The organism is Novilysobacter selenitireducens, assembly GCF_020026895.1.
GTDB lineage: Bacteria > Pseudomonadota > Gammaproteobacteria > Xanthomonadales > Xanthomonadaceae > Lysobacter_C > Lysobacter_C selenitireducens.
Genome location: NZ_JAINZW010000002.1, coordinates 429,668 through 456,667 on the forward strand (window position 1 = coordinate 429,668; position 27,000 = coordinate 456,667).

Here is a 27,000-nt window from a genome sequence, read left to right on the forward strand (position 1 = left end):
ACCGGCGAAGAACCGACGGGCACCTCCATGGCCACTCTTACTGGTTCGGCTGCACAATTGCCGGAAAAGCATTGGCAATCAACTAGAAGTTAGGCGCTTTGGCATATAGACGAAATGACCGATCAACTCACATACGCTAGGTTTTGGCGCTGTGCGCTCCAAGTCAATCCTGTTGGCTACAGCGGCACTTACAGAGGGGCCCATCATGGGTTTGACGAAGGCGACTACAACCAAGCTTTGCTCCAGAAGTGCCTCAAGCTTGGCATAACGGTTGTGGGCTTGGCCGACCACGGTAGCGTCGCTAGTGTTGATTCCTTGCGGCAAGAGTTGCAGCCACACGGGATTGTAGTGTTCCCCGGCTTTGAGATCGCGTCGAACGACAAGACGCACTACGTGTGTCTCTTCCCCGAGGACACAACGGTGCAGCAGCTTGAGCGCTACCTCGGAAATCTCAAACTGCATGACCCCGCAGACGGCATTCGGCCATCTCGCTTGAGTTCGGAAGAGCTGATCGAGGAAATAGATGTGCTCGGCGGGTTCATCTATGCGGCCCATTGCACACAGGAAAGCGGTCTCCTGAAAAACCGCCTGAACCACGTATGGAAGAACCCCAGACTGCGGGCCGCCCAGATTCCAGGGTCGATAGAGGACCTGACGGGAATCGAGAGCGACTTCTATCGCAAGGTGTTCTTGAACAAGGACGATAGCTACCGGCGTGAACGCCCTATGGCAGCGATCAATGCCAAGGATGTCGCCAAACCTGATGATTTGGATCAGCCGAGCGCAACGTGCTTCATCAAGATGACACGGCCAACTTTCGCTGCGTTCAAGGTTGCCTTCCTCGACCCCGGGTCGAGAATAAGGCTCCAATCGCAACAAACCCAAAGCCCGATTGGTAAGGTGGTACGCATGACTGTGGCCGGCGGCTATCTGGATGGCGTCCGGGTAGATTTTTCCGACCATCTCAATACCGTGATTGGTGGCCGCGGAACAGGTAAGTCAACCTTGCTCGAGTGCCTGCGCTTCGCCTTGGACCTCCCACCCAAAGGCAAGCAGGCCGAGAAGCTCCACCAAGAAATCATCAAGGAGAATCTCGGCCGGTCAGCCGGCCGGGTTGACCTGACGGTGGTGTCCTCTGCCCAGAACGGCAAGCGATACAGCATTTCGCGTCGTTACGGCGAGCCGCCGATAGTGCGTGACATGGACGGCACTGTCTCCACGCTGCTCCCTTACGACCTGCTGCCGGGCATCGACATTTATGGTCAGAACGAAATTTATGAGTTGGCTCAAGATGAAGCCAGCCGGGTGCAGTTGCTGGACCGATTTCTTCCACGAGATGGGGAGTACGCGGCGAAGAGCGCCGCGGTGCATAAACGTTTGATTGAGAATCAGCAGAGTCTCACAAAGTCCCTGGACGGTCTTGACGAGCTCAATGCGCAGGTTGAGCGCTTGCCCAAGCTGGAGGAGCAGCTTCGCGGCTTTGAAGATTTGGGGCTCAAGGAAAAGTTAGCTAAGACCTCATTGCTGGCGCGTGAGCGTGAGATGGCAAATACCGCTACCGACGGCATGCAGAGCTTTCAAGACGCGCTTTCGTTATTTCGCGGCAGCTTGCCCGACCTTTCCTTCATCAGCGATGAGGCCACTGAGGAGCTGCCTGACGCTGCCCAGTTGCTCGCAATGCGAACGACGATTGATGTCCTCAAGAAAGAGTTCACCGAGCATATGACCGCCATGCAGGCGTTGCTTGATGACAGAGCGGGACAGTTCGCGACGCAGTACGGAGCATGGCAGCAGGCCATACAGGGGCAGGATGCCGAGTTGGAGAAGGCACTTCGAACGTTGCCCACCACTGCTGGAAAGAGCGGACAAGAGGTCGGTGTTGCCTACCAGAAGTTGATGGAGGAGATCGAACGTATCAAGCCCATGAAATCGCGGGCGGCTAGACATGAACTTCAGCGCAACACCTTGCGTCAAGAGAGACGCAACTTGTTGGCCGAGTGGTCCGAATTGCGTGGTCAGCGCATACAGGCGTTACAAAGGGCCGCAAAGAAGCTAAACAAACGGCTTGAGGGCAAGCTAAAGGTGGAGATTGTGCCGGAGGCTGATCGCACGCCGTTGAGGAATTTCCTACTTGAGTGCAAGTTAGAGGGCGTGGGTGAAAAGCGGCTTGCGTTTGTTGACGACGTCGAGTCGATCAGTCCGTTGTCGCTGGCCCAGTCGGTCGAAAAAGGAGCTGCTGAAATCCAGCGGACTTGGGGTGTCACCCAGAAGGTCGCCGAAGCACTCGCCAAGCTCCAATCGTCTCAGGTCATGGAGCTGGAGGCCTTGGAGTTGGATCATCGCGTAGACATTTTCTTGAATGTCACGCATGGTCAAGCAGAACCGGTTTTCCGTCCTCTCAACAAGCTTTCGACGGGCCAGCAGTGCACCGCAATCCTGCACATGCTGCTACTTGAGAGCGTCGATCCCCTTCTGATGGATCAGCCGGAGGACAACTTGGACAACGCATTCATCGCGGATCGCATCGTCACGGAGCTGAGGGAGGCTAAGACCAGTCGGCAGTTCTTGTTCGCGACACACAACGCGAACATCCCGGTGTTCGGCGATGCCGAGTGGATTGGCGTGTTCACGGCCGCTCAGAATCAAGGGTGTCTCGGCCTGGAAGCGCAGGGTTCGATTGACGTTCCTTCGATTCGAGATCAGGTGGCCAGCATCCTTGAGGGTGGAAGGGATGCATTTATCCAGCGCAAGGAAAAGTACGAGTTCTGAGCGTTTGGACGCGTTTTGGACGCCAGCTGCACAACTCGTCCCAATCGGCTTGACCGCCGCGAAGCACCGACGTTCGAACGGCCCCATGAACCACTCGCGACGCGTTGAGCTGCCCCATCGTGTGCGTTACGGATGCCGTAAGCAACATCGAGAATGGATTGCATCGGTTCGACATCTAGAGGGCGGTGAAGCACTGCAAGGAGCAATGATTTCATCCCCGATCGCGCCCTCCCGGATGCCTGGCGGATTGTCATCCGTGCTGCTGAGGCGTCTTTACCGAAAGAATCTTAGGAACGCTCATGAAGCTGGATGTCATTCGTCCCCAAGGCACAGTGTCCATCCAACGTACAGGCCCCACTGCAGTCAAGGTGGTCAGGCGCTAGCATGGGGGTAAGGCCGCGTAACCCGCGTCGCCGGTTTGCAAGTAACCAACCACTGAAGGAATAACAATGGCTCGCACTTACTACTACGTCGTCAACTCGGGTAACCAGTGGGAGATCAAATTCGACGAACAGGAGAACGGGACTAGGTTCCTCTACAACACTCAGGCCGAGGCAATCAGTGCTGCCGCCACAGCCGCCAGTACGAACTTTACGAAGAATGGACGCCCGTCAGGAGTCCGGATTCAGGCGCAGAACGGCCAGTGGCGGGACGAGCGCACCTACGGTAACGACCCTTATCCTCCGCGGGGATGACTAGTAGGGAAAGCGACCCAACCACGCGATGACCTCGCGAGTGGCGCTGAAGTGGATCACTGGCGCCGGCGCGCCTTCTCGGTTCGCTCCGTTGGCGCCGCCGGCTGTCTGCTCCCGTATCAGCTCTGGGTTGTCTTAAGTGCCTTGCGCACGTAGCGCCAGTTTGGGTCGCTTGGATCGAGTGTGAGCGTAGGATCTGTCTCACGGCCGTCGAGCTTCGCTTGGAAAGTTCGGCCCGCGCATGTACCAACGGCGCGAGGTCTGCACCGGAGGCATCCAAAGTATTTCTTGACAGGGTGGCGACCTGGACTGAGGCTCGCCGCCCATGAAGATCGATGTCAGCGCGCTCAACCTGCGCGAGCTTGAAACACTCCTGGCCGCCGCCGAGCGTCGCAAGACGCTGATGGCGCGCCGTCGGCCTGTGGCAGTCGTCCGCAGAGAGCTGATCGCATTTGCCGCGTCTCATGGCTATCGGATCGGGGAACTCATTGATGTCAGGGCCCCAGTCCGTCCTGCCCGGCGCACCCTGGCAAACGCGCGTGCTCGTGTCGCGCCGAAGTACCGCGACCCAGCGAACAAGCGGCGCACCTGGTCCGGTCGTGGCCGGATGCCGCGCTGGCTGGCGGACCAGGTCAAGCGCGGTCACAGCGTCACCGACTTCCTGATCCCGGGCCTCGCCCGGCCCACCGCAAAGTCGAGCCGCCGGATCGGCCAGCGGACGGTGGTCAAGCGAAGCTGAGTGCCGGCGTTCGCCCCGCGGGCTTCAGGACGCCCTGCCGGCGGACATCCAAGGCCATTTATATCGAGTTTAGTGAGTTTATCGAAATCCGATAAGGTCGCTAAACTCGATATAACTCGCGTAGACGCCCGCCCCGGCAGCGTCTCCGGCGGTGCCCGTCGAAGGACGCCCCTCGCGTTGCGCGTGGGCGGCGCAGCCCTGGGACGTCCGGCCGCGGCGCCACCCCATTCCGAAGGCGGCCCTCCGAACGCCTGCCTCCGCGCGCCGTCGTCGGAGCGCGCGGACGGCCGCCCTACCCTCCGGTCTACCCGCGATAAGCCCCGCTTACCGCCGGTGGGGCCGGCCCCGTGCGCCGGCCGTCCGTTGGTTTCCTATGCTCAGCCCCCGGGTTGACCTTTCCAGACTTATTGGAGATTGGAAACCGCTGGCAAGGGAGGTGAGCACGACGGCCAGCACCGGCAGCTCGGCCCCGGCAACGACAATCGAGGTCGCTGAGTCGGGGCCAGACGGCCCACGCCGGTCACCCGAGCTGGACCTGCTGATCAACGCCTTGTGCGGCGAACCGCCGGCGATGACCACGCACGAGCGCGGCGACTGGGGCGAGGGCCTGGGGCGCTATGGCGCGTGGGCCGCGGCCCACCGCCCGCCCCTGCGCGGGCGAGTCGGTCAGGCCGCTCACTCGGGTCAGCGGGCTGACCCGAGCGCTCTTCGATCGCGATGAGGAACTAGTTGCGCAGCTTGATGAAGAGGCCGGCCGCCTGGCCGACGACGCGCTGCCCTGCTCCCAATAGCTCCACGGCCCCGGCACGACTCGCGAAGGCCAGCAAGCCATTGGCGCTGGACGCCCTGCTGCCTCAGATCATCGAAGACCACCAGCACCTGACCGCGGGCAAGTCGCTGCAGTTGTGCCTGGCGCCGCTTTCACCCTGCAAGGTGATCACCACGCCGGGCGTCGTCCGCGCTGCCGTCGGGAACCTGCTTCGCAATGCCATAGAGAACAGCGACAACGGTCGCATCGACATTCGCCTGCAAGATGACGCCACCATTGTCATCCACAACCCCGGCCATGGCATCAGCCCCGCTCAGCGCGATTTACACACGCATGGCGCGTGTAGGTGCAGGTGGCGGTGATTCGGGCATCGGGCTTGAGCTGATTTCACGGTTGTGCGAACACTCCGGCTGGCGTCTGGACCTGCAGACCGACTCCGATCGCGGAACCACCGCTGTTCTGCAGTTCACCCAGTGGCCACGGGGTCTGCAGGGAGATCGGAGCATCGAGGATGAAAGTGGTTTGTGGTGATCCTGCTACATGAGCCCACTGGCTGAGAAACACTGTGATTGGCAAGGACGTGGCGCCCTGCCGCCGGGTCCATCAGTGCCGCGTGGGATGCCTCCCGCTCCCTTCGGCTCACTCATGTGCGTGACCGCTATCGCATGGATCAGACTCGATCTGCAACGTCGCATGCTCGATCGAGAAGCGATCGCGCAGCATGTCGGAAATCCGCTGGCGTAGCGCATCTGCGGAAATGCCCGGGTCCGCCGCAACCACGTGCACTGTCAGGACAGGCTCTTTCGACCCCAACGCCCAGGCGTGCAGGTCGTGGATCTCGGCGACGCCGGGGTGCTCCAGCAGCGCCCTTCGCACGCCCTCCAGGTCCAGCCCGGCGGGCACGCCCTGCATCAGGATCTGCCCGGCCTCGCGCAGCAGCGTCCAGGTCCGCGGCAACACCCACAGGCCGATGAGCACGGCGATGATCGGGTCGACGATCTGGTAGCCGGTGAACATGATGATGCCGGCACCCGCCAGCACGCCGACCGAGCCCAGCATGTCGGCCCAGACTTCCAGGTACGCGCCCTTGACGTTGAGGCTTTCGCCGCTGCCCGCCTTGAGCAGGCGCATCGATATCAGGTTGACCACCAACCCCAGGCTCGCCACCACCATCATGCCCGTCGAAGCGACCTCGGGCGGCTGCTGGAAACGTCGCACGGCCTCCCACAGGATGTAGCCGGCGACCAGGAACAGCAGGCCGCCGTTGATCATCGCGCCAATGGCTTCCATCCGCGCGTAGCCGTAGGTGCGCTTGGCGTCGGGCGGACGGCGCGAAAGCCGCACTGCCACCAGCGCGATGGTCAGGGCGATGACATCTGTCCCCATGTGCGCAGCGTCCGACAGCAGGGCCAGGCTGTTGGTGAGCAGGCCGCCCACCACTTCCGCGACCAGAAACGTCGCGGTCAGGCCCAGCGCCCACCACAGGGGTCTCTCGTGCCGGATGTCGCCGGTGCCGTGGTCGTGTCCGCTGCCCATGTCGATCCTTCTCAGTTAGTGAATTGTCGTTGACGGCAGGCGGTCAGCCCCGAGGCGCGAAGGCGATGACCGCCATCCCGGACAGGGCGAGCGCGCCGCCCAACAGGTCCCACCGGTCTGGACGGATGCCCTCCACCGCCCACAGCCAGCCCAGCGCGGTGGCCACGTACACGGCTCCGTAGGCCGCATAGGTGCGACCCGCCGCCGCCGGGTGCAGTGTCAACAGCCAGACGAACGCAACCAGTGCCGCGGCCGCCGGCACCAGCACCCATCCCTCGGCGCGACCCCGCAACCACAGGTACGGCAGGTAGCAGCCGACGATTTCGGCGATGGCCGTGATGAAGAACAGGCCGACGGTCTTGGCGATCATCCGGGCTCCGGGCTGTTGGAACGGCCGCCATCCTCGCGCAGTTCGGCGCGCGCGCGTGCGAGCACGCGCCACGCCGAGCGCAGGAACAGCACCAGCAACGCCGCCGCGATCACCAGGTCGGGCCAGCCGGCATAGAACACCCACACGCCCGCCGCGGCGAGCAGCACCGCAAAGCCTTCGTAGACATCGTTGCGCGAGCACTCCCACGCCGACGCCATGTTGACGTCTCCTGCGCGGTAGGGCATCAGCAGCCACAGGCACACGCCGTTGAACGCGAGGTTCAACAGCGCCGCCACGCCGATGGCTTCGAACAACGGCACCTCCGGATGCAGCACGCGCCACCCGATCTGGGCCGCCACCGCCAAGGCGGCGCCGAGGTTCAGCAGGCCTTTCACCACCGCCACCCGCGCCTTGGCGGCGGTACTCGCGCCGATAACCGCAAGGCTCAGCAGGTAGGTGAGCGCATCCCCGAGGTTGTCCAGGCTGCCCGACAGCAACGACGAGGAGCGGCCGTAGAGGGCCGCTCCCAGCATCATCGCGAACGTGGCGAGGTTGATCGCCAGCACGATCATCAGCACCCGCCGCTGGCGCGCCTGCATGGCCGCCAGGTCGACGGTGCCGCCGCAGCATGAATCCGACATCGCTCAGGCCTCCTGCGGCTCCGGACGCGGCTTGGTGTCGCAATGCCACCAGCGGTACAGCACCGGCAACACCAGCAGCGTGAGCAGCGTCGAGGAGATGATGCCGCCGATCACCACGGTCGCCAGTGGCCGCTGCACCTCCGAACCGGCGCCGACATTAAACGCCATCGGCACGAAGCCCAGCGAGGCCACCAGCGCGGTCATCAGCACCGGACGCAGTCGCGTCAGCGCGCCGTCGACCACGGCGGTGTCCAGCGGATCGCCCTGTTCGCGCAGCTTGCGGATGAAGGCGATCATCACCAGGCCGTTGAGCACCGCCACGCCCGACAGGGCGATGAAGCCGACGCCTGCGGAGATCGACAGCGGGATGCCGCGCAGCGCCAATGCCAGCACGCCGCCGGTCAGCGCCAGCGGCACGCCGCTGAACACGATTGCCGCATCCTTGGCCGATCCGAACGCCATGAACAGCAGCGCGAAGATCACCGCCAGCGTCACCGGGACCACCACCGACAGGCGCTGGCTGGCCGAGATCAACTGCTCGAACGTGCCGCCGTAGTCGACCCAGTAGCCGGTCGGGATCTCGACCTCGGCGTCCACGCGCGTTCGCAGTTCCTCCACGAAGCCGCCCAGGTCGCGGCCGCGGACATTGGCCGTGATCACCACGCGGCGCTTGCCGTTCTCGCGGTTGATTTGGTTCGGGCCGGCGACAGTCTCGATCTTCGCGACCTCGCGCAGGGGCACCGTGGACGGTGCGCCGACTTGTCCGGTGGCCACGCGACCGGCCTCGTCGGCACTGAAGTCGGCCGGTAGCGGAATCGGCAGGTCGGCCAGCGTCGCCGGGTCCTGCCGCAGGTGCTCGGGCAGCCGGACCACGATGTCGAAGCGGCGGTCGCCCTCGAACAATTGGCTGGCGACCTCGCCGCCCACCGCGGTGGATACCGTCTCCTGCACCACGCCCGGATTCAACCCGTATCGCGCCAGCGCCACGCGATCGGGGGTGACGGTCAGCAGCGGCAGACCGGTGGTCTGCTCGAGTTTGACGTCGGCCGCGCCGGGCACGGACTCGGCCACTTCGGTGACCTGCTCGCCGACCTCCACCAGCGTGTCCAGATCGTCGCCGAAGACCTTGATCGCGACTTCCGCGCGCACGCCCGAGATCAGCTCGTTCATGCGCATCTGGATCGGCTGGGTGAACTCGTAGTTGTTGCCGGGCAGTTCGGTGACCGCCTCCTCGATCTCGGCGATCAACTCGGCCCGGGGCTTGCGCGGGTCCGGCCAGTCGTCGCGGGGCTTCATGATCAGGAAGGTGTCGGCCACCGACGGCGGCATCGGGTCGGACGCCACTTCGGCCGTACCGATCTTGCTGTAGACGCGCTGGACCTCCGGGAACTGCGCGATCCGCTCCTCCAGATCGATCTGCATCTGGACCGCCTGGTCGATGCCGGTGCCGGGGATACGCAAGGCGTGCAGCGCGATGTCCCCCTCGTCCAAGTTGGGGATGAACTCGGTGCCCAGACGCGTGGCCAACAGGCCGCACGCGACCACCAGCGCGACCGCACTGCCGACCACGATGGCGCGGTTGCGCAGCGCCCAGTCCAGCGCCGGCGCATAGCGACGCTTGGTCCAGCGCATGACGCGGTTTTCCTTCTCGTCCACGCGCCCGCCCAGGAACACGGCGATCGCGGCCGGCACGAAGGTCAGCGACAGCACCATCGCACCGGTCAGCGCCAGCACCACGGTGATCGCCATCGGGTGGAACATCTTTCCCTCGATCCCGGTGAGCGCGAAGATCGGCAGGTAGACGGCGGTGATGATGCCCAGGCCGAACAGGCTCGGCCGGATCACCTCGGCAGTGGCCGATGCGGCCACGTCGTGGCGCTCCTCGTCGGTCATGGTTCGACCGAGCGTGTGCTGCATCTCGCCGAAGCGACGCAGGCAGTTCTCGATGATGATCACCGCGCCATCGACGATCAGGCCGAAATCCAGCGCGCCCAGGCTCATCAGGTTGCCCGAGACGCCGCCGCGGACCATGCCGAACATGGTGAACAGCATCGCCAGCGGAATCACCGCCGCGGTAATCAGCGCGGCGCGGATGTTGCCCAGCAGCAGGAACAGCACCGCGATGACCAGCAACGCGCCCTCCACCAGGTTCTTGGACACGGTGGCGATGGTGCGGTCCACCAGCGCCGTGCGGTCGTAGACCGGGTTGGCGGTGACGCCCGGCGGCAGGCTGCCGGCCGCTTCCTCCAGCTTGGCTGCGGCGTCCTGCGCCACGTCGCGGCTGTTGGCGCCCACCAGCATCATCACCGTGCCCAGCACGACCTCGCGGCCGTTCTGGGTGGCCGCGCCACTGCGCAGCTCCGGCCCCTCGCCGACCGTGGCGACATCGCCGACACGAATCGGCACGCCGCCGCGGCGGTCCAGGATGATCGAGCGGATCTCGTCCAGCCCCGCGACCTGTCCCGGCACGCGCACCAGGAACTGCTGGCCGTTGCGCTCGATGTAGCCGGCGCCGACGTTCTCGTTGTTGGCCGCCACAGCGGTCACCACGTCATGCAGGGTCAGGCCCAGTGACACCAGCTTGGCCGGGTCGGGCGTGATGTGGATCTGCCGCTCATAGCCGCCGATCGTGTTGACCTCGGTGACGCCGGGCGTGTTGCGCAGCTGCGGACGGATCACCCAGTCCTGCACGGTACGCAGGTCGGTCGCCGTCCACGGCGTGCCGTCGTCCTTGCGAGCCTCCGGGTCGGCATCGACCGTGTACATGAAGATCTCGCCCAGGCCCGTGGCGATCGGCCCCATGGAGGGTTCGATGCCTTCGGGCAGCTGCGACGACACCTGCTGCAGCCGCTCGCCCACCAGCTGGCGGGCGAAGTACAGGTCGGTGCCGTCCTCGAACACCACCGTGACCTGCGACAGCCCGTAGCGGGAGATGGAGCGCGTGTAGTCGAGTCCCGGCAGGCCGGCGATGGCGGTCTCGATCGGGAACGTCACCCGCTGCTCGGACTCCAGCGGCGAGTAGCCGGGGGCTTCGGTGTTGATCTGCACCTGGACGTTGGTGATGTCGGGCGTGGCGTCGATCGGCAGTTTGGTGAAGCTCCAGATGCCCACGCCCACCAGCACCAGCGTCAACGCCAGCATCAGCCAGCGGTGCGCGATGGCAAAACGGATGGTCTTCTCGAGTACGCCGTGCTTCTCAGTGGTCATGCGAGGCCCCCGACTTTTCGATGTCGGCCTTCACCAGGTAGCTCTGCTCGACCACCACCTGCGCGCCCTTGTCCAGGCCCGACAGCACCTGCACCCGCTCGCCGTCGCGCTTGCCCAGTTCGACCGGGCGGATTTCGTAGGTGTCGCCGACGCGCACGAACACCACGTCCCAGTCGCGGAACTGTTGCACCGCCGCCAGCGGCACCATCAGGTCGACCGGCTCGCGGTCCACGGTGATGCGTGCCTTGACCGCGCTGCCGGGCCGCCACAGCCCGTCGCTGTTGTCGATGGTGGCGCGCGCCACGGTGCTCTGGCTGGCGGTGGCGGTGCCGGGCAGCACCCGCTCCAGCATCGTCTCGATGGTTTCGCCATCGCTGAGCCGGGTCACGGTGACCGGCACGCCGGGGCGGATGTGCTGGGCATCGGAACCGAAGATGTGCAGGTCGACCCACAACTGCGACAGGTCGGCGATTTCGAACAGCGGCATGTTCTCCGCCGCCACGCCGCCGACCGCGCCGTTGCGGTCGGTGACCACGCCGGCGATCGGGCTGCTGACGGTGTAGGTGCTCAGGCTGAGGTTGCTTTCGATGGTCGCCAGCGGCTGCCCGGCGCGCACCGCATCGCCCACGTTCGCCCGCAGGCTGCGGACCGGGCCGGGGAAGCGCGCGGCCACGCTGGCGACACGGCCCTCGACCGGCGTCAGCAGGCCCTGGACCTCGTGCTCGTCGGCAATGGTGCCGGGGCCGGCGGGTGCGACTTCGATGCCGGATTTCGCGGCAACGGCCGCGGCGATCTCGGTACGGCCCTCGTAGCTGGGGTATGTCCAGCGCAAGGACTGGCCGTCGATGGTGGCCCGCACCTCGACGTCGAACGAGTGCGGTTCGCCGACCACGGTGGCGGCCATCAGGCTGCCGTCGTCCTGCGGCGCGAGCGCGTGCTGCTCGGCCACGTTGCCCAGCCGCTTGAGGTTCACCTGCACGGTGCCCTCGGTACCCGGCACGGGCTTGCCGTCGCGGTACAGCCACGCCTGATATTTCGGCGGTGTGCCGTCCTCGGCAATCGCCAGTTCCACGGCGAACTCGCCCTGCTCCAGCAAACGGCCGCCGTGCTCACCGGTCCGGGCCTCTTCGCCCTCGGCGTGCTCGCCACCTTCTTCCGCGTGGCCGTGGCCGTCTTCGCTGTCGTGGTCGCCGCCGCAGGCCGACAGCGCCAGCACGAGGGCCAGACCGGCCGCCAGGGGGCGGAGTTTGGAAACAAACGTCATGGGGTCGCTCCTTGAGTCGACGGCGCCGGGCCGGCGATAAACGCCTGGCCGGTCAGCCGCTGGATTTCGATGAGGGCGCGCTGGGCATCCAGCGCCGCGTTGAGTTGCTGGCGCAGCGCTGTCGTGCGTTCGGCCTGCAGCGAGGCCCATTCCAGGTAGCTCGCCGCGCCCGCGCGGTAGGCCGTGGCCGCCGCCGCTTCGGCGCGTGCCAGGCGTGGCAGCACGTCCTCGCCGATGCGCGACACCTCCAGTTGCGCGACGCGGTAGCGGCCGTGGGCGTCGGCGAGCGTGGAATACAGCGACAGGCCGGCCGCTTCGCGTTCGATTTCGAGCGCGGCCAGTTCCGCCTGCGCAGCGCGGATACCCGGTTGCGCGCGTGCGGACGCGCCCAGTGGTATGGAGACACCGGCGGTCAGGCCGAAATCGTCGGTGGCCTGCAGGCGCCGCACGCCGACCTGCCAGTCGACATCCGGGGTCGCTTCGGTGCGCGCCAGTTGCAACCGGGCCTCACCGATGCGGCGCGCGTCCGCGAAACGCGCGAGCTCGGGATTGCGCTCCAGCCACTGCGCGAGCGTGGCGAAGTCCGCCACCTCGGCCAGCTGCAGCGCATCCACGTCCGCCACGTCGAAGTCCGGTGCCTGCTCTCCCCACATCGCCGCCAGGTGCTGGCGCGCGGCGGTCATCTGCTGGTCGGCCCGCGCGCGATCCAGCTCCGCACGCGCCAGGGCCGCCTGCGCCGTCAGCACGACCGACTCCGGCGACGCGCCGGCCTCATGCCGCCTGCGGGCCGCCGCGACCGTGCGCTGGCGCTGGTCGATGTCGACCTGGGCGATGGCGGCCTGCTGACGCGCGGTGACGATCGCCAGATAGCGTCGGGCGACCTCCGCCAGCAGGTCGAGCCGACGGGTTTCGCGTTCGATGGCCAGGGCGTCGATGCGGCTCTGGACGAGCGTGCGCCGCGCGTCGAGCTTGCCGCCGCGCTCCAGCACCGAGGCAAGGGTCAGGGTGAGCTCGGCACCGCTCAGGCCACTGGCCTCGCCGGTGCCGAACGCGTTCTCGACGGTGGCACCGGCGATGTACGCAGGTCGCAGCGACGCGCGGTCGAGTTCGGCGCCCAGCACGTCTTGCCGCGGGCCGAACAGACGCAGGTCGGGGTGGGTTTGGGCAACGCGCTGGAATGCGTCGTCCAGGGTCAAACGGTCGGCGGCGGCCGCCGGCCAGGCCACGGCAAAAGCCGCGACGCACACGGCCAGGGCCGTGAGTCGCAATCGCATGGGAAGTTCTCCGATGAAGCGGAATGGACAAGGATCTGGCCGAGCGGCCAGTCGCGCCTTACGCCTGGATCGGAGGTCGGAACGGGGAGCCCAGCTGCGGCGCCAGCGTGGGCGCGACAACGGCCGTCAGCGGCCGCGGCTTATGCACGGGCGACCAGTGCGCCCCGGCCTCGGGCGGATTGAGGCCGGCGGGATGGCCGCAGCAGTGCGCGAAGTGGAGCAGGACATGCAGGGCGTCGGCCGGCTCATCGCCCGGGTCGCCCGAGGCATCGCCGTGATCGTCTGACCCTTCAAGATGGAAGGCCGCCTGGTCGGCATGCGCAAACGCCTCGTGCAGCTCACCAGCGGCGGCCAGCACCGGTTGCAAAGCCATGCACAGCGCGAGCAACCCCAGCAGGGCAGCGCGAAACCACGGCAGGCGGCTGGGCCGAAACATCCGGCTATCGTAGCGACCCATCATGCAGTACACAATTTCACTCCTGATTGCCTGACTTCTCGCATTCGGACGCATTTCTTCACGGCCTCTGTACGTTTCTATCCTCGCTGGCAGGTAGAGTTGCGCACATGCGCCTCTGGCCCACCCTCCTGCGAATGCTGCTGATCGCCGCTTTGGCGCTCAACGGCGCAGTCCCGGCCATGGCCACGGTGCAGATGGGGCACGGGCTGGGCGAGGATTCGCCAGCCGGGCCGGTGAAGGATGGTCCGGACACGACCTGCCACACCCCGGCAGTGGAGGAGCCGGCTCCCGGAATCGGGCATTCCCACGATGCGTCGCATGGCAATCATGGCGGCGCCTTGCCAGCGGATATGCCGGACGCACCTGAAGGCGCAAGCACTGCACACGCGTCCCACGACGGCGACTGCTGCGAGGACGGCACCTGCCGATGCTCCTGCATGCACACTTGCCACGCCATGGTGCGTGCCATCGCTGCGGTGCCCGCCGTGATCGAGCATGCGTCCAGCAGTGGCCGCATGCCGGCGAGCCATGCGCCGCCGGCGCTCCCGCATCTGATTCGACCTCCCATCGGCTAAGCATCCCCTCGCGCCTTTCGGCGCTGGACGCCTGTGGCTGGCGTGTTGCCAGCAGGCGCCTTGCGCGGTCTCCCCCGTTGAGGCCGTACTTCGATGCTTATGTGGAGTCGACCATGTCCTTCCCTCCCCGCGATTGGGGTTCAGGCTCACTGCCTGCGCCTTCGCGTCGACGTTTCATCCAGGGCCTCGCTGCCGGCGGCGCGGTCGCCGGCCTTGGCCTGTGGCCCAAGCCCCTGTGGGCAGTGAAGTCCCCTGACCAGAAGAACGTGCTGGCGGGCACCCGCTTCGACCTGACGATCGGCGAGACGCCGATGAATTTCACCGGACGCGTTCGACCGGCCATTACCGTCAACGGTACGGTGCCGGCACCGATCCTGCGCTGGCGCGAAGGCACCACGGTCGACCTGTTCGTCTCCAACGCGCTGCCTGCCGGCTCCATCCACGGCCACCAGACCTCGATCCACTGGCACGGCATTCTGCTGCCGGCCAACATGGATGGCGTGCCGGGCCTGAGCTTCGACGGCATCGGCCGTGGCGAGACCTACCACTACCGTTTCGATGTCCGCCAAGGCGGCACCTACTGGTATCACAGCCATTCGGCCTTCCAGGAACAGGCCGGCCTCTATGGCGCGCTGATCATCGACCCGGCCGAGCCGGAGCCTTTCAGCTACGACCGCGATTACGTGGTCCTGCTGAGCGACTGGACCGACCTGGCGCCGGACGACCTGTTCGCGCGTCTGAAGAAGATGTCCGACCACGACAACTTCAACAAGCTCACCGTCGGCGACTTCGTCCGCGATGCGCAGCGCAACGGTCTGTCGGAGACGATCGACGACCGCCTGATGTGGGGCCAGATGCGCATGACACCGACCGACCTGGCCGACGTAAACGCGAACACCTACACCTACCTGATGAACGGCACCACCGCGCTGGGCAACTGGACCGGCCTGTTCCGCTCCGGCGAGAAGGTCCGCCTGCGCTTCATCAACGGCTCGGCGATGACCTACTTCGACGTTCGCATCCCCGGCCTGAAGATGACGGTGGTCGCGGCGGACGGGCAGTACGTGCACCCGGTGTCGGTGGACGAGTTCCGCATCGCGGTGGCGGAAACCTTCGATGTGATCGTGGAACCCTCGGGCCAGGACGCCTTCACCATCTTTGCCCAGGACATGGGCCGGACAGGCTACGTCAGCGGCACCCTGGCCACGCGCGAGGGCCTGCGAGCGCCGATCCCGCCGGTGGACCCGGTGCCGCGCCTGACGATGGCGGACATGGGCCACGGCGGGATGGGCGGGATGGACGGCATGAGCGGTGGCCACGATATGTCGGCGATGGCCGGCGGGTCGATGGCCGGCATGGACCACTCGGGCCACGACATGGCCGCCATGGGTGGATCCGCGATGGCTGGCATGGAACACGGCGATGGCGCGATGCAATCCCATCCGTCCAGCGAAGAGGGCAACCCGCTGGTCGACATGCAGACCATGTCGCCGGCGCCCAAGCTCGACGATCCGGGCATCGGCCTGCGCGACAACGGCCGCCGGGTACTCACCTACGCCGACCTCCGGAGCACGTTCCCCGACCCGGACGGCCGCGCGCCCGGCCGCGAAATCGAGCTGCACCTCACGGGCCACATGGAGCGGTTCGCGTGGTCGTTCGACGGCATCAAGTTCTCCGACGCCGCGCCGCTGCGCCTCAATTACGGCGAGCGCATGCGCATCGTGCTCGTCAACGACACGATGATGACGCACCCGATCCACCTGCACGGCATGTGGAGCGATGTCGAGGATGCCGACGGCCGGTTCCAGGTCCGCAAGCACACCGTCGACATGCCACCCGGTACGAAGCGCAGCTACCGCGTCCGCGCCGACGCCCTGGGCCGGTGGGCCTTCCACTGCCACCTGCTGTACCACATGGAAGCGGGCATGTTCCGCGAAGTCGCGGTGAGGGAGTAAACGCCATGACCACCATCCCTTCGAGACTCGAATCCACCCTGCTGCGCGCCGCCATCGCGCTGGCGTTGGGACTGGCCCCGGCTGTCGCTTCGGCGCAGGACATGGACCACTCCGCGCATGCCGAGCCCAGGCCCACGTCCGCGCAGTCGCGTTCGGCGCAGGAAGACGGGCAACCGCCGGAGAGTGCCGAGCATGACCATTCCACGATGCAGAGCACCTCCGAACCTGCACCGACGCCGCCTCCGCCCGAGGAAAACATCGACCACGCGGCCATGGGCCACGGGGCACCGGCCCCTGAACCGACACCACGACAAACGGAACAGCCCGAAGTCGACCATGCGGCGATGGGGCATACCTCGTCCGAGGCCACCGGTACGGGTGGGGAGCCACCCGAAGCCTCCGGCCAGGCCGAAGTGGACCATGCCGCCATGGGCCATGACATGCCGCCCGAGGCGGAGATGCAAGAGGCGCCTACGTCCGAAACCGACCACTCGGCCATGGGACACGACATGCCGCCCGAGGAGCCGGCTTCTGAAATGGATCACTCGACCATGGGGCATGACATGCCACCCGAAGAGCCGGCGTCCGAAATGGACCATGCCGCCATGGGCCATGGCACTGCCGATGCGGACAGCACCGACCTTCCGCCCGACGCGGCGCCGCTGGAGCCGATTCCGCAGGTCACCGATACCGACCGGGCTGCCGCGTTCCCGGATGTGGCCGGACATGCGGTCCACGACACCTCGGTCCACTGGTTCGCCCTCGTGGACCGGCTGGAAACCTGGGACGAGGACGAAGGCACGCCCATCGCCTGGGAGGGTTCGGGCTGGATCGGCACCGACCTGGACCGCGCCTGGATCCGGACCGAAGGCGAAGCACTGGACGGCAGCGTGGAGTCGGCCAATGTCGAGGTGTTCTACGGCCGCGCGATCGCACGCTGGTGGGATGCCGTGGTCGGTATCCGCCATGACTTCGGCGACGACCCGTCGCAGACATTCGCCGCGGTCGGCGTCATCGGCCTGGCACCGTACATGTTCGAGGTCGAGGCCACCGCCTACGTGGGCGAATCCGGCCAGACCGGCGTGGGCGTGGAAGCCGAGTACGAAACGCTCATCACCAACCGCCTGATCCTGCAGTCCGTGATCGAGGCCCAGGCCTGGGGCAAGGACGACCCGGCGCGTGGCATCGGCTCGGGCCTGAGCAAGGTGGAGGGCGGCTTCCGGCTCCGATACGAGTTCACCCGCAAGTTCGCGCCTTACATCGGCATCGTGCGCGAACGCGTCTTTGGCGGGACCGCCGATCTTCGCGACGCCCAGGGCGCTGAGGTCGACGACACCCGTTTCGTCGTCGGCCTGCGTACCTGGTTCTAAAACAAAAAAAGGGGATCAATCAACATGGCGTTTGTCACACGAAAAACATTGCTGACACTCGTGGTGCTCGCAGGCGTTGCGGTCGCCGCGATCGCCGGCTTCATCTGGTCGGGGTTCTACAACGTCGCTGCGGACGACCCGCATACCGCACCGGTCTACAGCCTGCTGGAGACGATGCGCGACCGCTCCATCAAGACCCGCGCCGGGCAACTGGAGGTGCCCGCGGACCTCATGGACCGCGAGCGCATCGTCCAGGGCTCGGGCAATTACAACGCGATGTGCATGGGCTGCCACCTGGCACCGGGCATGGACGGTACCGAAATGAGCCGCGGGCTGTATCCGGCGCCGCCCAATCTCAGCCGGGCAACCGTCGAGGCCGCGGAGGCCTTCTGGGTCATCAAGCACGGCATCAAGGCCTCGGGCATGCCGGCGTGGGGCGAGAGCATGAAGGACGAGTACATCTGGAACATGGCCGCGTTCCTGCAGGAGCTGCCCAAGCTCGATGCCGAGCAGTACCAGGCCATGGTCGACAGCAGTGGCGGGCATGACCACGGCGGCGGCGAAACCGAGCCCCACGGCCATACCCCCGGGACGCCGGATGACCACCACGACGGCGACGCTACCGGTACGACCGCGGCACCGCACCCGCACCCGCCGGGCACGCCGCCCCACGACGACGCACCGGCCAAGGCCGATGCGCATGCCGGGATGGACCATGCACGCGCGGACGCCGGCAAGGCGCAGGACAACAACGCGCACGACCACCCGCCCGGCACGCCGGCCGACCATCACGCACCAGCGCCAGCGAAGACGCCCCCTACCCCGCCCGCAGAGCCCGCGCCAACCCGGGACGAAGCCCCACCGCCACCGGCGTCGAACGACGACGGCCACGACCACCAGCACTGACACCCATCCAAGGAAAACCTGCATGAAGACGACCATCACCGTTCTGGCACTGTCCCTGGCGTTCGCACTGCCGACCGCCGTCCACGCACAATCCGGCGCGGACCATGCGCACGCGCCGGCCTCTGTCGCTCAGGCTATCGATGTCCCCGAGGCCGCCAAGGCCCCCGTGTCCGTAGTCGATGCATTCGGTGCCGCGCTGGAGGCCTCCGATTTCGGTCAGGTCGAGGCGCTGCTCGATCCGGCCGTGATCATTCTCGAAACCGGCGGCGCCGAACGCAGCCGCAGCGAGTATCTCGGCCACCACGCGAAGTCGGATGCCAAGTTCCTGTCCGGCACCCATTCGCAGCTGACCCACCGCACGGCGCGGGTGGATGGCGACACCGCCTGGGTCGCCAGCGAGCGGGAACTGCACGCCAGCAAGGACGGCAAGCCGATGACGCTGTCGAGCACCGAGACCATGGTGCTTGCCAATACCGCCGAAGGCTGGCGGATCGTCCACATCCACTGGTCGTCGCGACCGAAGAAGTGAGGGCATCACGATGAACGCGCACACCCGGATCGTCTGCACAACCCTGGCCGCCTTAGCGCTCGGCGCCTGCAGTCCACGCGCTGACAGCGGCGCCGCGGCGGCGCCGGAAGAGGTTGCCGCCCCGACTCACTCCGCCCCTGCGGCCGCGGCGCAAACCGAGCCCGCAACTCCGGCCGACGCTGGCACCCACGAGGGTGCCGAAACCCGCCAGATGGTGGTGCACAAGAGTGCGACGTGCGGCTGCTGTGAGCTGTGGGTCGAGCACATGCAGGCGGCCGGGTTCCAGGTCGAAGTGCGCAACACCGAAAACCTGGGACCCATCAAGGAGGAAGCGGGCGTGCCCGTCGGCAAGGGCTCGTGCCACACGGCGCAGATCGGCGGGTACTTCATTGAAGGTCACGTGCCCGCCGAGGACGTGAAGCGACTGCTCGCCCAACAGCCCGATGCGAAGGGCCTGGTGCTGCCGGGCATGCCGGCGGGCTCGCCCGGGATGGAAATGCCCGATGGCCGGACTGAGCCGTACACCGTCGAGCTCGTGCACGCCGACGGAACGACCGCTCCGTTCGCCCAGCACGGCAACTGAAGTCCCGCACGCCAACCGCAGCACGTACACCGGAAGCCCCTCGCCGGGCTTCCGGAGAGTTCCACCGCCGGAGGACACGTGTCAGGGCTGGCCTCCGGATTTCCGCAACCCTGACCCAACAGGAGTCCACCACCATGAGCCACCACCTCACCCAGGCTGTACGGGACTGCATCGCAGCCTGCAACGACTGCGCGACCGAGTGCGGCAACTGCTTCAGCCACATGGTCGGAAACGAGAGCCCAAACGACTGTCCGGCCTGCTGCATCGAATGCGCGGCGATCTGCCGACTGTGCGCCGATGCCCTGGCGCGCAACAGCCCGTTTGCCAAGGAGATCTGTGAGCTGTGCGCCAAGGTGTGCGCATGGTGCGCCGAACAGTGCGCCGCCCACGACATGGACCACTGCCAGCGGTGTGCAGAAGCCTGCCGTCGCTGCGCAGATGCCTGTCGCGCCATGGCCTGATCGCCCCTACCGCAAACAGGAGAGTCCAATGAGCAAGTACGTCCGCTTCGGGGTGATGATCGCCACCTCGACCCTCGTCATGTTCGGCCTGATGTACCTCCACACCTACCAGGCCGACCACCTGTCTTTCTCCGAGACCCGCGCTTACATGGCGCTGATCATGGGGGCGGCCATGGCGGTGGTGATGCTGCTTTTCATGCTTCACATGTACGAGGACCGGCAGAAGAATGCCGCAATCGTCATCGCTGCGGTGGCGCTGTTCGCGGGCGCGCTGTGGCTGGTCCGCAGCCAGCGGACGGTCGACGACGTGTCCTACATGCGGGCCATGATCCCGCACCATTCGATCGCCATCCTCACCAGCGAACGGGCACGGATCCGCGACCCGCGCGTACGGGCACTGGCCGATGAGATCATCGAGGCACAGCGCCGGGAGATCGCCGAGATGAAACGGCTGATCGTCGAACTGGAACGCGCCCCTGCCAAACCGTAGGGCGAAGCCGGCCATGAGTAGCGATGCGCCGTACCCCGTTGCGGAGAGTTGGCAGACCCGCTGCGGAACTTCCAGCCCATCGGAAGTTCCGAAGCGGATGCACTACTTGGTGTGCGGGGCCCTGGTCTCGATTTCCTTAAGCTGCGCGGCCTTCATCTCGGCCGCCAGGGCCTTCAAATCCGGGTTCTGCCCATGCTTCGCATAGGCATCGATCATCTTGATCGCCTGCCCGTGATGCATGGTCATCATCATCGCGAAGTCCTTGTCGACATTGCCGCTCATCTCCATCGGCATCTTCATTCCGGCCGACATGATGTCGTGTAGTTACATCGACCCCGCGCTGTGGCCCTTCATGCTGGACATGTCATGACGCTCCATCTCCTGCCCCGGTGCTTTCGCATCATGGGCACTGACGCTGAGGGGCCGCAACGCCAAAGACGCGAGCGTGAAGAGGGGTATTTCGAATAGTCCTCATCCCATTGTGCAAGAGGCGGCGCTTCAGCCTGAATTTGTGATTCAGCCGATGAAGCATAGGTAAGAGGCCCAGCCACTACCCCGCGCAACAGGACAGTTGCTTTACGTCCTTGGTGAAGGTTTGTGCCGCGAGTTTCAGCCCCTCGACCATCGTCAGGTAGGGGAATAACTGGTCGGCCAACTCTCGCACCGTCATGCGGTTGCGAATCGCCAGTACTGCGGTTTGGATCAGCTCGCCTGCTTCCGGGGCTACCGCTTGCACGCCGATCAGTCGTCCCGAACCGGCCTCCGAAACCAGCTTGATGAAACCGCGCGTGTCGAAGTTGACCAGCGCCCGGGGCACGTTGTCGAGCGTCAGCGTGCGGCTGTCGGTCTCGATACCGTCGTGGTGCGCTTCGGCTTCGCTGTAGCCCACGGTGGCGACCTGCGGGTCGGTGAACACCACCGCCGGCATCGCCGTCAGATCCAGCGTCGCGTTGCCACCCGTCATGTTGATTGCAGCGCGGGTGCCGGCCGCCGCCGCGACGTAGACGAACTGCGGCTGGTCAGTGCAGTCGCCGGCGGCATAGATGTGCGGCACGGTAGTGCGCATCGCGTGGTCGATGGTGATGGCGCCTTGCGCATTGACCACCACACCGGCCGCGTCGAGGTTGAGCGTGCGGGTGTTTGGGGTGCGGCCGGTGGCGAACAACAGCCGGTCGGCATGCAGTTCGCCGCGTTCGGTGGTGAGCACGAATTCCCCATCCTCATAGGCGACCTGGCTGGCCTGGGTGTGGTCCAGCACTTCGATGCCTTCGGCGCGGAACACGGCCGTGATGGCCTCGCCAATGGCGGGGTCTTCGCGAAAGAACAGTGTGCTGCGCGCCAGCATGGTCACCTTGCTGCCCAGCCGGGCAAAGGCCTGCGCGAGTTCGACGGCCACCACCGACGAGCCGATCACGGCCAGCCGATCGGGGATCGTGTCGCTGGCCAGCGCTTCGGTCGACGTCCAGAAGGGCGTGTCTTTCAAGCCCGGGATCGGTGGAATCGCCGGACTGGCCCCGGTGGCGATGAGGCAGCGGTCGAAACTCACCTCGCGCATCCCGTCGTCAGCGGTTGCCACGGTCAGCGTGTGCGCATCCTTGAATCGGGCATCGCCGCGCAGCACGGTGATGGTCGGGGTGCTCGTCAGGATGCCTTCGTACTTGGCGTGGCGCAGTTCATCGACGCGCCCCTGCTGCTGAGCCAGCAAGCGCTTACGCAGAATCTTCGGCGAGGCGGCGGCAATGCCGTCATCGAACGGACTCTCGCGACGCAGATGCGCAATGTGGGCAGCGCGGATCATGATCTTGGACGGCACACATCCGACGTTGACGCAGGTGCCGCCGAGAGTGCTGCGCTCGATCAGCGTCACACGCGCCCCTTGCTCGACGGCCTTCAACGCCGCCGCCATCGCCGCGCCGCCGCTGCCGATCACGGCCACGTGCAGTGCAGCCTCATCGTCCTCGCGCTTTGGTTCGCCGCCCAGCCGCTCTTGTGCATTGTTCAGCAGGTCGCTGGGTTGCCCCGGCGCATCGGCAAGCTGCGCTCGGTAACCGAGTGCGGATACCGCCGCGACCAGCGAGGTCACGTCCGCGGCGGTACCTACGCTGGCCTCAATCTCGGCCCGGCGCTGTGGGTAGGACACTGAGGCCGAACGCACGCCGGGCACCTTTTCCAAGGTCTGCTTGACGTGCTCGGCGCACGACCCGCAGGTCATGCCATCGATGTGCAGCGTGATCGCCTCGGTCATGAGCGTGTGCTCACTTCTTGACGGTAGACGGGTAGCCGGCGTTCTCGGTGGCTTTGGTCAACGCGGCCGGAGTGGTCTTGGCATCGTCGTAGGTTACCACCGCCTCCTTGGGCTCCCAGGTCACCTTGGCCTCGATGACGCCTTCGACCTTGGTCAGCGCCTTCTTGACCGTGATCGGACAGGTGGCGCAGGTCATGCTCGGCACCGACAGCGTGACGGTTTTGGTGGCGGCCCAGGCGGGAGCGCTGAGGGCAACGGTCAGAGCGAGCAATGCGACGAGTTTCTTCATGGCAATCTCCTTTCAGTAGAACAGGGGCATGAGGTAGGGGAACACGAGCGCGATCAGCACCAGGGCGGTGACGATCCAGAAGATCACCTTGTAGGCCGTCCGCACCTGGGGCACGGCGCATGCGTCGTCCGGCGCGCAGGCGCGAGCCGGCCGGAAGATGCGACGCCACGCGAAGAACAGCGCCACGAGCGCCACGCCAATGAAGATCGGCCGGTACGGTTCCAGCGCGGTCAAGTTGCCGATCCAGGCGCCGGAGAAACCCAGCGTGATCAGCACCAGCGGACCGAGGCAGCAGGTCGAGGCGAGGATGGCGGCGAGGCCACCGGCGGCCAGTGCACCGCGGCCGTTGCTGGGGTCTGCCATGTGAGGGATCTCCTTCCGAGACGTTGCGTGATGCGCTAAGGTTACTTCCGTAGTCAAGTACGGAGTCAAGCGCGATGGTGAACGATCCGCAAACACTGACCATCGGGGCTTTCGCCAAGGCCGCTGGGGTCAACGTGGAGACCATCCGGTTCTATCAGCGCAAGGGGTTATTGCCAGAACCAGGTCGGCCCGTCGGCAGTATTCGCCGCTACGGATCGGCGGACGTGGCGCGGGTGCGTTTCGTGAAATCCGCCCAGCGGCTGGGGTTCAACCTGGACGAAGTCGGCCAACTCCTACAGCTTGAGGACGGCACTCACTGCAGCGAAGCCGCCGAGCTGGCTGCGCTCCAGCTCACCGACGTGCGCACCAAGATGGCGGACCTGACGCGAATCGAAGCGGTGCTGTCACGGTTGGTCAACGAGTGCCATGCGCAGCGAGGCACTGTGTCGTGCCCGCTGATCGATTCTCTGCACGGGAGCTAGGCGCGTGGCTTAACCCGGTTTTCCGTTCCACTGCGCCTCAAACCCCAGTTCGAGCCGGGGGCAAGGTGACCTGCCACTGATTGTTTCCTTGCACCGACATGCGCCAGACAAAGCCCACACTGAAGGCTAAAAGCGCGTAAGCCTTGCGATACCAGAAACCTACCGAACGAGAGCTGTCAGACAAGAAGGGCTAGTGCGGTCTTCCCACACTAAAATCCGGATACCCTTTTTTGTTCATTGCCATGGGTGGAATCCTCCAGCGGTCGGGGCATCTGCATCGCACGCACCTGCTTGCCCGGGTGATGCAGTGAGGGCCTTTGGAGGAAGAAAAACGCAGTCGGGCTTGACTCTGGATCATGATCCAGGGTGCAAGCTGGCACGGTCGCCTCCGGGTCAGGAGTACATGCATGAAGATCGGTGAACTCGCAAGGCGTGCCGGCGCCGGCATCGATACGGTGCGCTTCTATGAACGGCAGGTGCTGCTCCCGCGGCCGCAACGGCAACCATCCGGCTATCGCAGCTACGAAGACATGGCCCTGTAGCCGAAAAGCGGGAGGCGACGTTGGGTCAGGCAGGCGACGAAGACCCGCGGCTCGATCCCCCGTGCGTTGTCACTGTATTCATCCGGAGTTTATATCCGCACGTATACTAAGGCGCATGCCTTTCCGCGCGCTCCTGATGCGGTTGTTCCTGGTCGTTGCCTTGCTCGCCAACGGTCCGGGCATCGCTGGCGCGTCCATGCACATGGAGCACGTGCGCGACTCCGCCGGTGACGTCACCTCGGCACCGACAGCAGCCGAGGCCATGGCGGCCTGCCATGGAGGAGCAGCGGCTGCTACGGGGGCCAATGAACACCATCACCCCCAGGCCACTGACGAGGCCGGAGCGGTATCGCCGTGGGACGACTGCTCTGAGGCGGGTAATTGCTGCCCCTGCATGCGCCATTGCGCAGCGGCGCTCGCCGGGTCGGCACTCGCCGATTTCACCATCCGGTACCGGCACACCGCCGAACCGTTCCTGTCGGTGCACGCGTCCGCGGCCCTGACCAATCTCTTCCGACCTCCGATCGGCTAAGTGTCCCTGCGCGCCTTCCGAGGCGCTGATGGATCCTGTCCGCTGCTCCGCACTGACAGGGTAACGCTCGTCCCGCGAGCCTTCGACCTTTCCCGGAGTTCCCATGTCATCCGATTCTTTCGGCCGTGCCGAGGGGCTGTCTGCCCCGTCGCGCCGCCGCTTCGTCCAGGGCCTTGCTGTTGGCGGGGCCGTCGCAACCTTGGGCCTGTGGCCCCGTTCCAGCTGGGCCGTCAAGGCCGAGGGCCTGCCCAACGTGCTCTCGGGCACCGAATTCGACCTGACCATCGGCGAGACGCCGATGAACTTCACCGGCGCCACGCGCCCCGCGATCACAGTCAACGGATCGATTCCCGCACCCTTGCTGCGCTGGCGGGAAGGCACCACCGTCAACCTGCGGGTCCGCAATGCCCTGCCCCGCGGCTCGATCCATGGCGAGCAGGCGTCGATCCACTGGCACGGCATCCTGCTGCCGGCCGACATGGACGGCGTGCCCGGGCTGAGCTTCAACGGCATCAACCGTGGCGAGACCTACCAGTACCGCTTCAACGTCGTGCAGGGCGGCACCTACTGGTACCACAGCCATTCCGGCTTCCAGGAGCAGGCCGGTCTCTACGGGCCACTGGTGATCGAGCCGCTGGAACCCGAGCCCTTCGCCTATGACCGCGATTACGTGGTCATGCTCAGCGACTGGACCGACCTCGATCCGAAGCGCCTGTTCGCCAGGCTCAAGAAGCGGTCTGACTTCGACAACTTCTCCAAGCAGACGGTCGGCGACTTCTTCGACGACGTGAAGCAGCACGGCCTGGCCGCTACGGTCGAGGACCGCAAGATGTGGGGCCAGATGCGGATGACGCCGACCGACCTGTCGGACGTCAACGGCAACACCTATACCTTCCTCATGAACGGCACGACCTCGCTCGGCAACTGGACCGGGCTGTTCCGGTCGGGCGAGAAGGTCCGCCTCCGTTTCATCAACGGGTCGGCAATGACGTACTTCGATGTGCGCATCCCGGGCCTGAAGATGACGGTGGTCGCGGCCGATGGACAGTACGTCCGCCCGGTCACGGTCGATGAGTTCCGCATCGCCACCGCTGAAACGTTCGACGTCATTGTCGAGCCGACCGGGCAGGATGCGTTCACCATTTTTGCCCAGGACAGCGGCCGCACGGGATACATCAGCGGAACACTCGCCGTCAGGGAAGGCTTGCGGGCGCCGGTGCCGGACGTCGACCCCAAGCCACTCCTCACCATGGACGACATGGGCCACGGCGGGATGGGTGGCGGCGGTCACGACATGTCTTCGATGTCGCACGGTGCGATGGCCGGCGGTGCCATGGCCGGAATGGACCACAGCGGTCACGACATGTCGTCGATGGCAGCAGGCACGGCCGCCGGAGGGAGCATGGCCGGGATGGACCACGGTGCCGGCGGGATGCAGGAGCATCCAGCCACCGAAACCGGCAACCCGCTGGTCGACATGCAGACGATGGCCCCTGTGCCGAGACTCGATGATCCGGGCATTGGCTTACGCGACAACGGCCGACGCGTACTGACCTACGGCGATCTGCGCAGCACGTTCCCCGACCCCGACGGGCGCGCGCCCGGCCGCACGGTCGAGCTGCACCTGACCGGTCACATGGAGCGCTTTGCATGGTCGTTCGATGGAGTGAAGTTCGCTGACGCCGAACCCCTGCGTCTGAAGTACGGCGAGCGCATGCGAGTCGTCTTGGTCAACGACACGATGATGTCGCACCCGATCCATCTGCACGGCATGTGGAGCGACCTCGAGGACGAGTCCGGCAACTTCATGGTGCGCAAGCACACCATCGACATGCCGCCTGGTACGAAGCGGGCCTTTCGCGTGCGCGCCGACGCGCTGGGTCGCTGGGCGTTCCATTGCCACCTGCTTTACCACATGGAAGCCGGCATGTTCCGCGAAGTGCGGGTGGAGGAATGA

Annotated in this window: 27 protein-coding genes; 16 read left to right on the forward strand and 11 right to left on the reverse strand. The window is 65.8% G+C overall.

Features of this window, described 5'->3' with window-relative positions; all coding sequences use genetic code 11:
• Positions 1 to 114 precede the first annotated feature (114 nt).
• From K6753_RS05760 to K6753_RS05775, 4 genes are all read left to right on the forward strand, one after another.
• Positions 115 to 2,769, forward strand: coding sequence for a TrlF family AAA-like ATPase (locus K6753_RS05760; RefSeq protein WP_223675263.1), 2,655 nt, complete (start codon positions 115 to 117; stop codon positions 2,767 to 2,769).
• Between the two features lie 449 nt (positions 2,770 to 3,218).
• Positions 3,219 to 3,464 carry a DUF2188 domain-containing protein gene (locus K6753_RS14815; protein WP_223675265.1) on the forward strand — a complete coding sequence of 82 codons (246 nt, stop codon included), beginning with the start codon at positions 3,219 to 3,221 and terminating at the stop codon, positions 3,462 to 3,464.
• Between the two features lie 325 nt (positions 3,465 to 3,789).
• On the forward strand, positions 3,790 to 4,203 hold the full coding sequence (locus K6753_RS05770) for an H-NS histone family protein (protein WP_223675266.1): 414 nt from the start codon (positions 3,790 to 3,792) through the stop codon (positions 4,201 to 4,203).
• Positions 4,204 to 4,932: 729 nt separating this feature from the next.
• On the forward strand, positions 4,933 to 5,334 hold the full coding sequence (locus K6753_RS05775) for a sensor histidine kinase (RefSeq protein WP_223675268.1): 402 nt from the start codon (positions 4,933 to 4,935) through the stop codon (positions 5,332 to 5,334).
• A 277-nt stretch (positions 5,335 to 5,611) separates the two neighbouring features.
• On the opposite strand, the gene K6753_RS05780 is transcribed toward K6753_RS05775, so the two are convergent.
• Genes K6753_RS05780 through K6753_RS05810 form a run of 7 tightly spaced genes read right to left on the reverse strand, consistent with a single transcriptional unit; the run spans position 5,612 to position 13,700 of the window.
• Entirely contained in the window at positions 5,612 to 6,508 is an 897-nt protein-coding gene (locus K6753_RS05780) for a cation diffusion facilitator family transporter (protein ID WP_223675270.1), read from the reverse strand.
• A gap of 43 nt (positions 6,509 to 6,551) precedes the next feature.
• On the reverse strand, positions 6,552 to 6,878 hold the full coding sequence (locus K6753_RS05785) for a YnfA family protein (RefSeq protein WP_223675272.1): 327 nt from the start codon (positions 6,876 to 6,878) through the stop codon (positions 6,552 to 6,554).
• Positions 6,875 to 7,519, reverse strand: coding sequence for a cation efflux transmembrane domain-containing protein (locus K6753_RS05790; RefSeq protein WP_223675273.1), 645 nt, complete (start codon positions 7,517 to 7,519; stop codon positions 6,875 to 6,877). Before K6753_RS05790 ends, K6753_RS05785 begins: the two co-directional genes overlap by 4 nt.
• A 3-nt stretch (positions 7,520 to 7,522) precedes the next feature.
• Positions 7,523 to 10,726 carry an efflux RND transporter permease subunit gene (locus tag K6753_RS05795; protein ID WP_223675274.1) on the reverse strand — a complete coding sequence of 1,068 codons (3,204 nt, stop codon included), beginning with the start codon at positions 10,724 to 10,726 and terminating at the stop codon, positions 7,523 to 7,525.
• A complete protein-coding gene (locus K6753_RS05800) occupies positions 10,716 to 11,990 on the reverse strand; it encodes an efflux RND transporter periplasmic adaptor subunit (RefSeq protein WP_223675275.1) in 1,275 nt (424 codons plus the stop codon). Before K6753_RS05800 ends, K6753_RS05795 begins: the two co-directional genes overlap by 11 nt.
• Entirely contained in the window at positions 11,987 to 13,264 is a 1,278-nt protein-coding gene (locus tag K6753_RS05805; protein ID WP_223675276.1) for a TolC family protein, read from the reverse strand. The genes K6753_RS05800 and K6753_RS05805 overlap by 4 nt, the downstream gene beginning before the upstream one ends.
• 58 nt (positions 13,265 to 13,322) lie before the next feature.
• Positions 13,323 to 13,700: a hypothetical protein gene (locus K6753_RS05810; RefSeq protein WP_223675277.1), complete on the reverse strand. Its 378-nt coding sequence runs from the start codon at positions 13,698 to 13,700 to the stop codon at positions 13,323 to 13,325.
• 128 nt (positions 13,701 to 13,828) lie between these two features.
• Here K6753_RS05810 and K6753_RS05815 point away from each other — a divergent pair, with 128 nt between their 5' ends.
• From K6753_RS05815 to K6753_RS05850, 8 genes are all read left to right on the forward strand, one after another.
• Complete coding sequence (locus tag K6753_RS05815) at positions 13,829 to 14,296, forward strand: CopL family metal-binding regulatory protein (RefSeq protein ID WP_223675278.1); 468 nt, start codon at positions 13,829 to 13,831, stop codon at positions 14,294 to 14,296.
• A gap of 113 nt (positions 14,297 to 14,409) precedes the next feature.
• On the forward strand, positions 14,410 to 16,251 hold the full coding sequence (locus K6753_RS05820) for a copper resistance system multicopper oxidase (protein ID WP_223675279.1): 1,842 nt from the start codon (positions 14,410 to 14,412) through the stop codon (positions 16,249 to 16,251).
• A 5-nt stretch (positions 16,252 to 16,256) separates the two neighbouring features.
• Positions 16,257 to 17,621 (forward strand): copper resistance protein B, encoded by a 1,365-nt coding sequence (locus K6753_RS05825; protein WP_223675281.1) that lies wholly within the window; start codon positions 16,257 to 16,259, stop codon positions 17,619 to 17,621.
• A 48-nt stretch (positions 17,622 to 17,669) separates the two neighbouring features.
• Positions 17,670 to 18,527 carry a c-type cytochrome gene (locus K6753_RS05830; RefSeq protein WP_223675282.1) on the forward strand — a complete coding sequence of 286 codons (858 nt, stop codon included), beginning with the start codon at positions 17,670 to 17,672 and terminating at the stop codon, positions 18,525 to 18,527.
• Between the two features lie 22 nt (positions 18,528 to 18,549).
• On the forward strand, positions 18,550 to 19,056 hold the full coding sequence (locus K6753_RS05835) for a nuclear transport factor 2 family protein (RefSeq protein ID WP_223675284.1): 507 nt from the start codon (positions 18,550 to 18,552) through the stop codon (positions 19,054 to 19,056).
• Between the two features lie 10 nt (positions 19,057 to 19,066).
• Positions 19,067 to 19,639 (forward strand): DUF411 domain-containing protein, encoded by a 573-nt coding sequence (locus tag K6753_RS05840; protein ID WP_223675285.1) that lies wholly within the window; start codon positions 19,067 to 19,069, stop codon positions 19,637 to 19,639.
• Positions 19,640 to 19,773: 134 nt separating this feature from the next.
• The gene (locus K6753_RS05845; RefSeq protein WP_223675286.1) at positions 19,774 to 20,100 is read left to right on the forward strand and encodes a four-helix bundle copper-binding protein; all 327 of its coding nucleotides are present in this window, start codon (positions 19,774 to 19,776) and stop codon (positions 20,098 to 20,100) included.
• Positions 20,101 to 20,128: 28 nt separating this feature from the next.
• Positions 20,129 to 20,590 carry a DUF305 domain-containing protein gene (locus tag K6753_RS05850; RefSeq protein ID WP_223675287.1) on the forward strand — a complete coding sequence of 154 codons (462 nt, stop codon included), beginning with the start codon at positions 20,129 to 20,131 and terminating at the stop codon, positions 20,588 to 20,590.
• A gap of 102 nt (positions 20,591 to 20,692) precedes the next feature.
• Here K6753_RS05850 and K6753_RS05855 read toward each other — a convergent pair whose 3' ends face one another.
• The 4 genes from K6753_RS05855 to merT form a co-directional block, all read right to left on the reverse strand.
• Complete coding sequence (locus K6753_RS05855) at positions 20,693 to 20,884, reverse strand: DUF305 domain-containing protein (protein WP_223675289.1); 192 nt, start codon at positions 20,882 to 20,884, stop codon at positions 20,693 to 20,695.
• Positions 20,885 to 21,140: 256 nt separating this feature from the next.
• Complete coding sequence (merA, locus tag K6753_RS05860; protein WP_012480191.1) at positions 21,141 to 22,835, reverse strand: mercury(II) reductase; 1,695 nt, start codon at positions 22,833 to 22,835, stop codon at positions 21,141 to 21,143.
• Between the two features lie 10 nt (positions 22,836 to 22,845).
• Positions 22,846 to 23,124: a mercury resistance system periplasmic binding protein MerP gene (gene merP, locus K6753_RS05865; RefSeq protein ID WP_012480190.1), complete on the reverse strand. Its 279-nt coding sequence runs from the start codon at positions 23,122 to 23,124 to the stop codon at positions 22,846 to 22,848.
• Positions 23,125 to 23,136: 12 nt separating this feature from the next.
• On the reverse strand, positions 23,137 to 23,487 hold the full coding sequence (gene merT, locus K6753_RS05870; protein ID WP_019183730.1) for a mercuric ion transporter MerT: 351 nt from the start codon (positions 23,485 to 23,487) through the stop codon (positions 23,137 to 23,139).
• A 74-nt stretch (positions 23,488 to 23,561) separates the two neighbouring features.
• On the opposite strand from merT, the gene merR reads away from it, so the two are divergent.
• From merR to K6753_RS05890, 4 genes are all read left to right on the forward strand, one after another.
• Complete coding sequence (merR, locus tag K6753_RS05875) at positions 23,562 to 23,969, forward strand: mercury resistance transcriptional regulator MerR (RefSeq protein ID WP_012480188.1); 408 nt, start codon at positions 23,562 to 23,564, stop codon at positions 23,967 to 23,969.
• 407 nt (positions 23,970 to 24,376) lie between these two features.
• Positions 24,377 to 24,511: a MerR family DNA-binding transcriptional regulator gene (locus K6753_RS05880; RefSeq protein ID WP_223675291.1), complete on the forward strand. Its 135-nt coding sequence runs from the start codon at positions 24,377 to 24,379 to the stop codon at positions 24,509 to 24,511.
• A gap of 115 nt (positions 24,512 to 24,626) precedes the next feature.
• The gene (locus tag K6753_RS05885) at positions 24,627 to 25,043 is read left to right on the forward strand and encodes a CopL family metal-binding regulatory protein (protein ID WP_223675292.1); all 417 of its coding nucleotides are present in this window, start codon (positions 24,627 to 24,629) and stop codon (positions 25,041 to 25,043) included.
• Between the two features lie 103 nt (positions 25,044 to 25,146).
• Positions 25,147 to 27,000 carry a copper resistance system multicopper oxidase gene (locus K6753_RS05890; RefSeq protein WP_133321316.1) on the forward strand — a complete coding sequence of 618 codons (1,854 nt, stop codon included), beginning with the start codon at positions 25,147 to 25,149 and terminating at the stop codon, positions 26,998 to 27,000.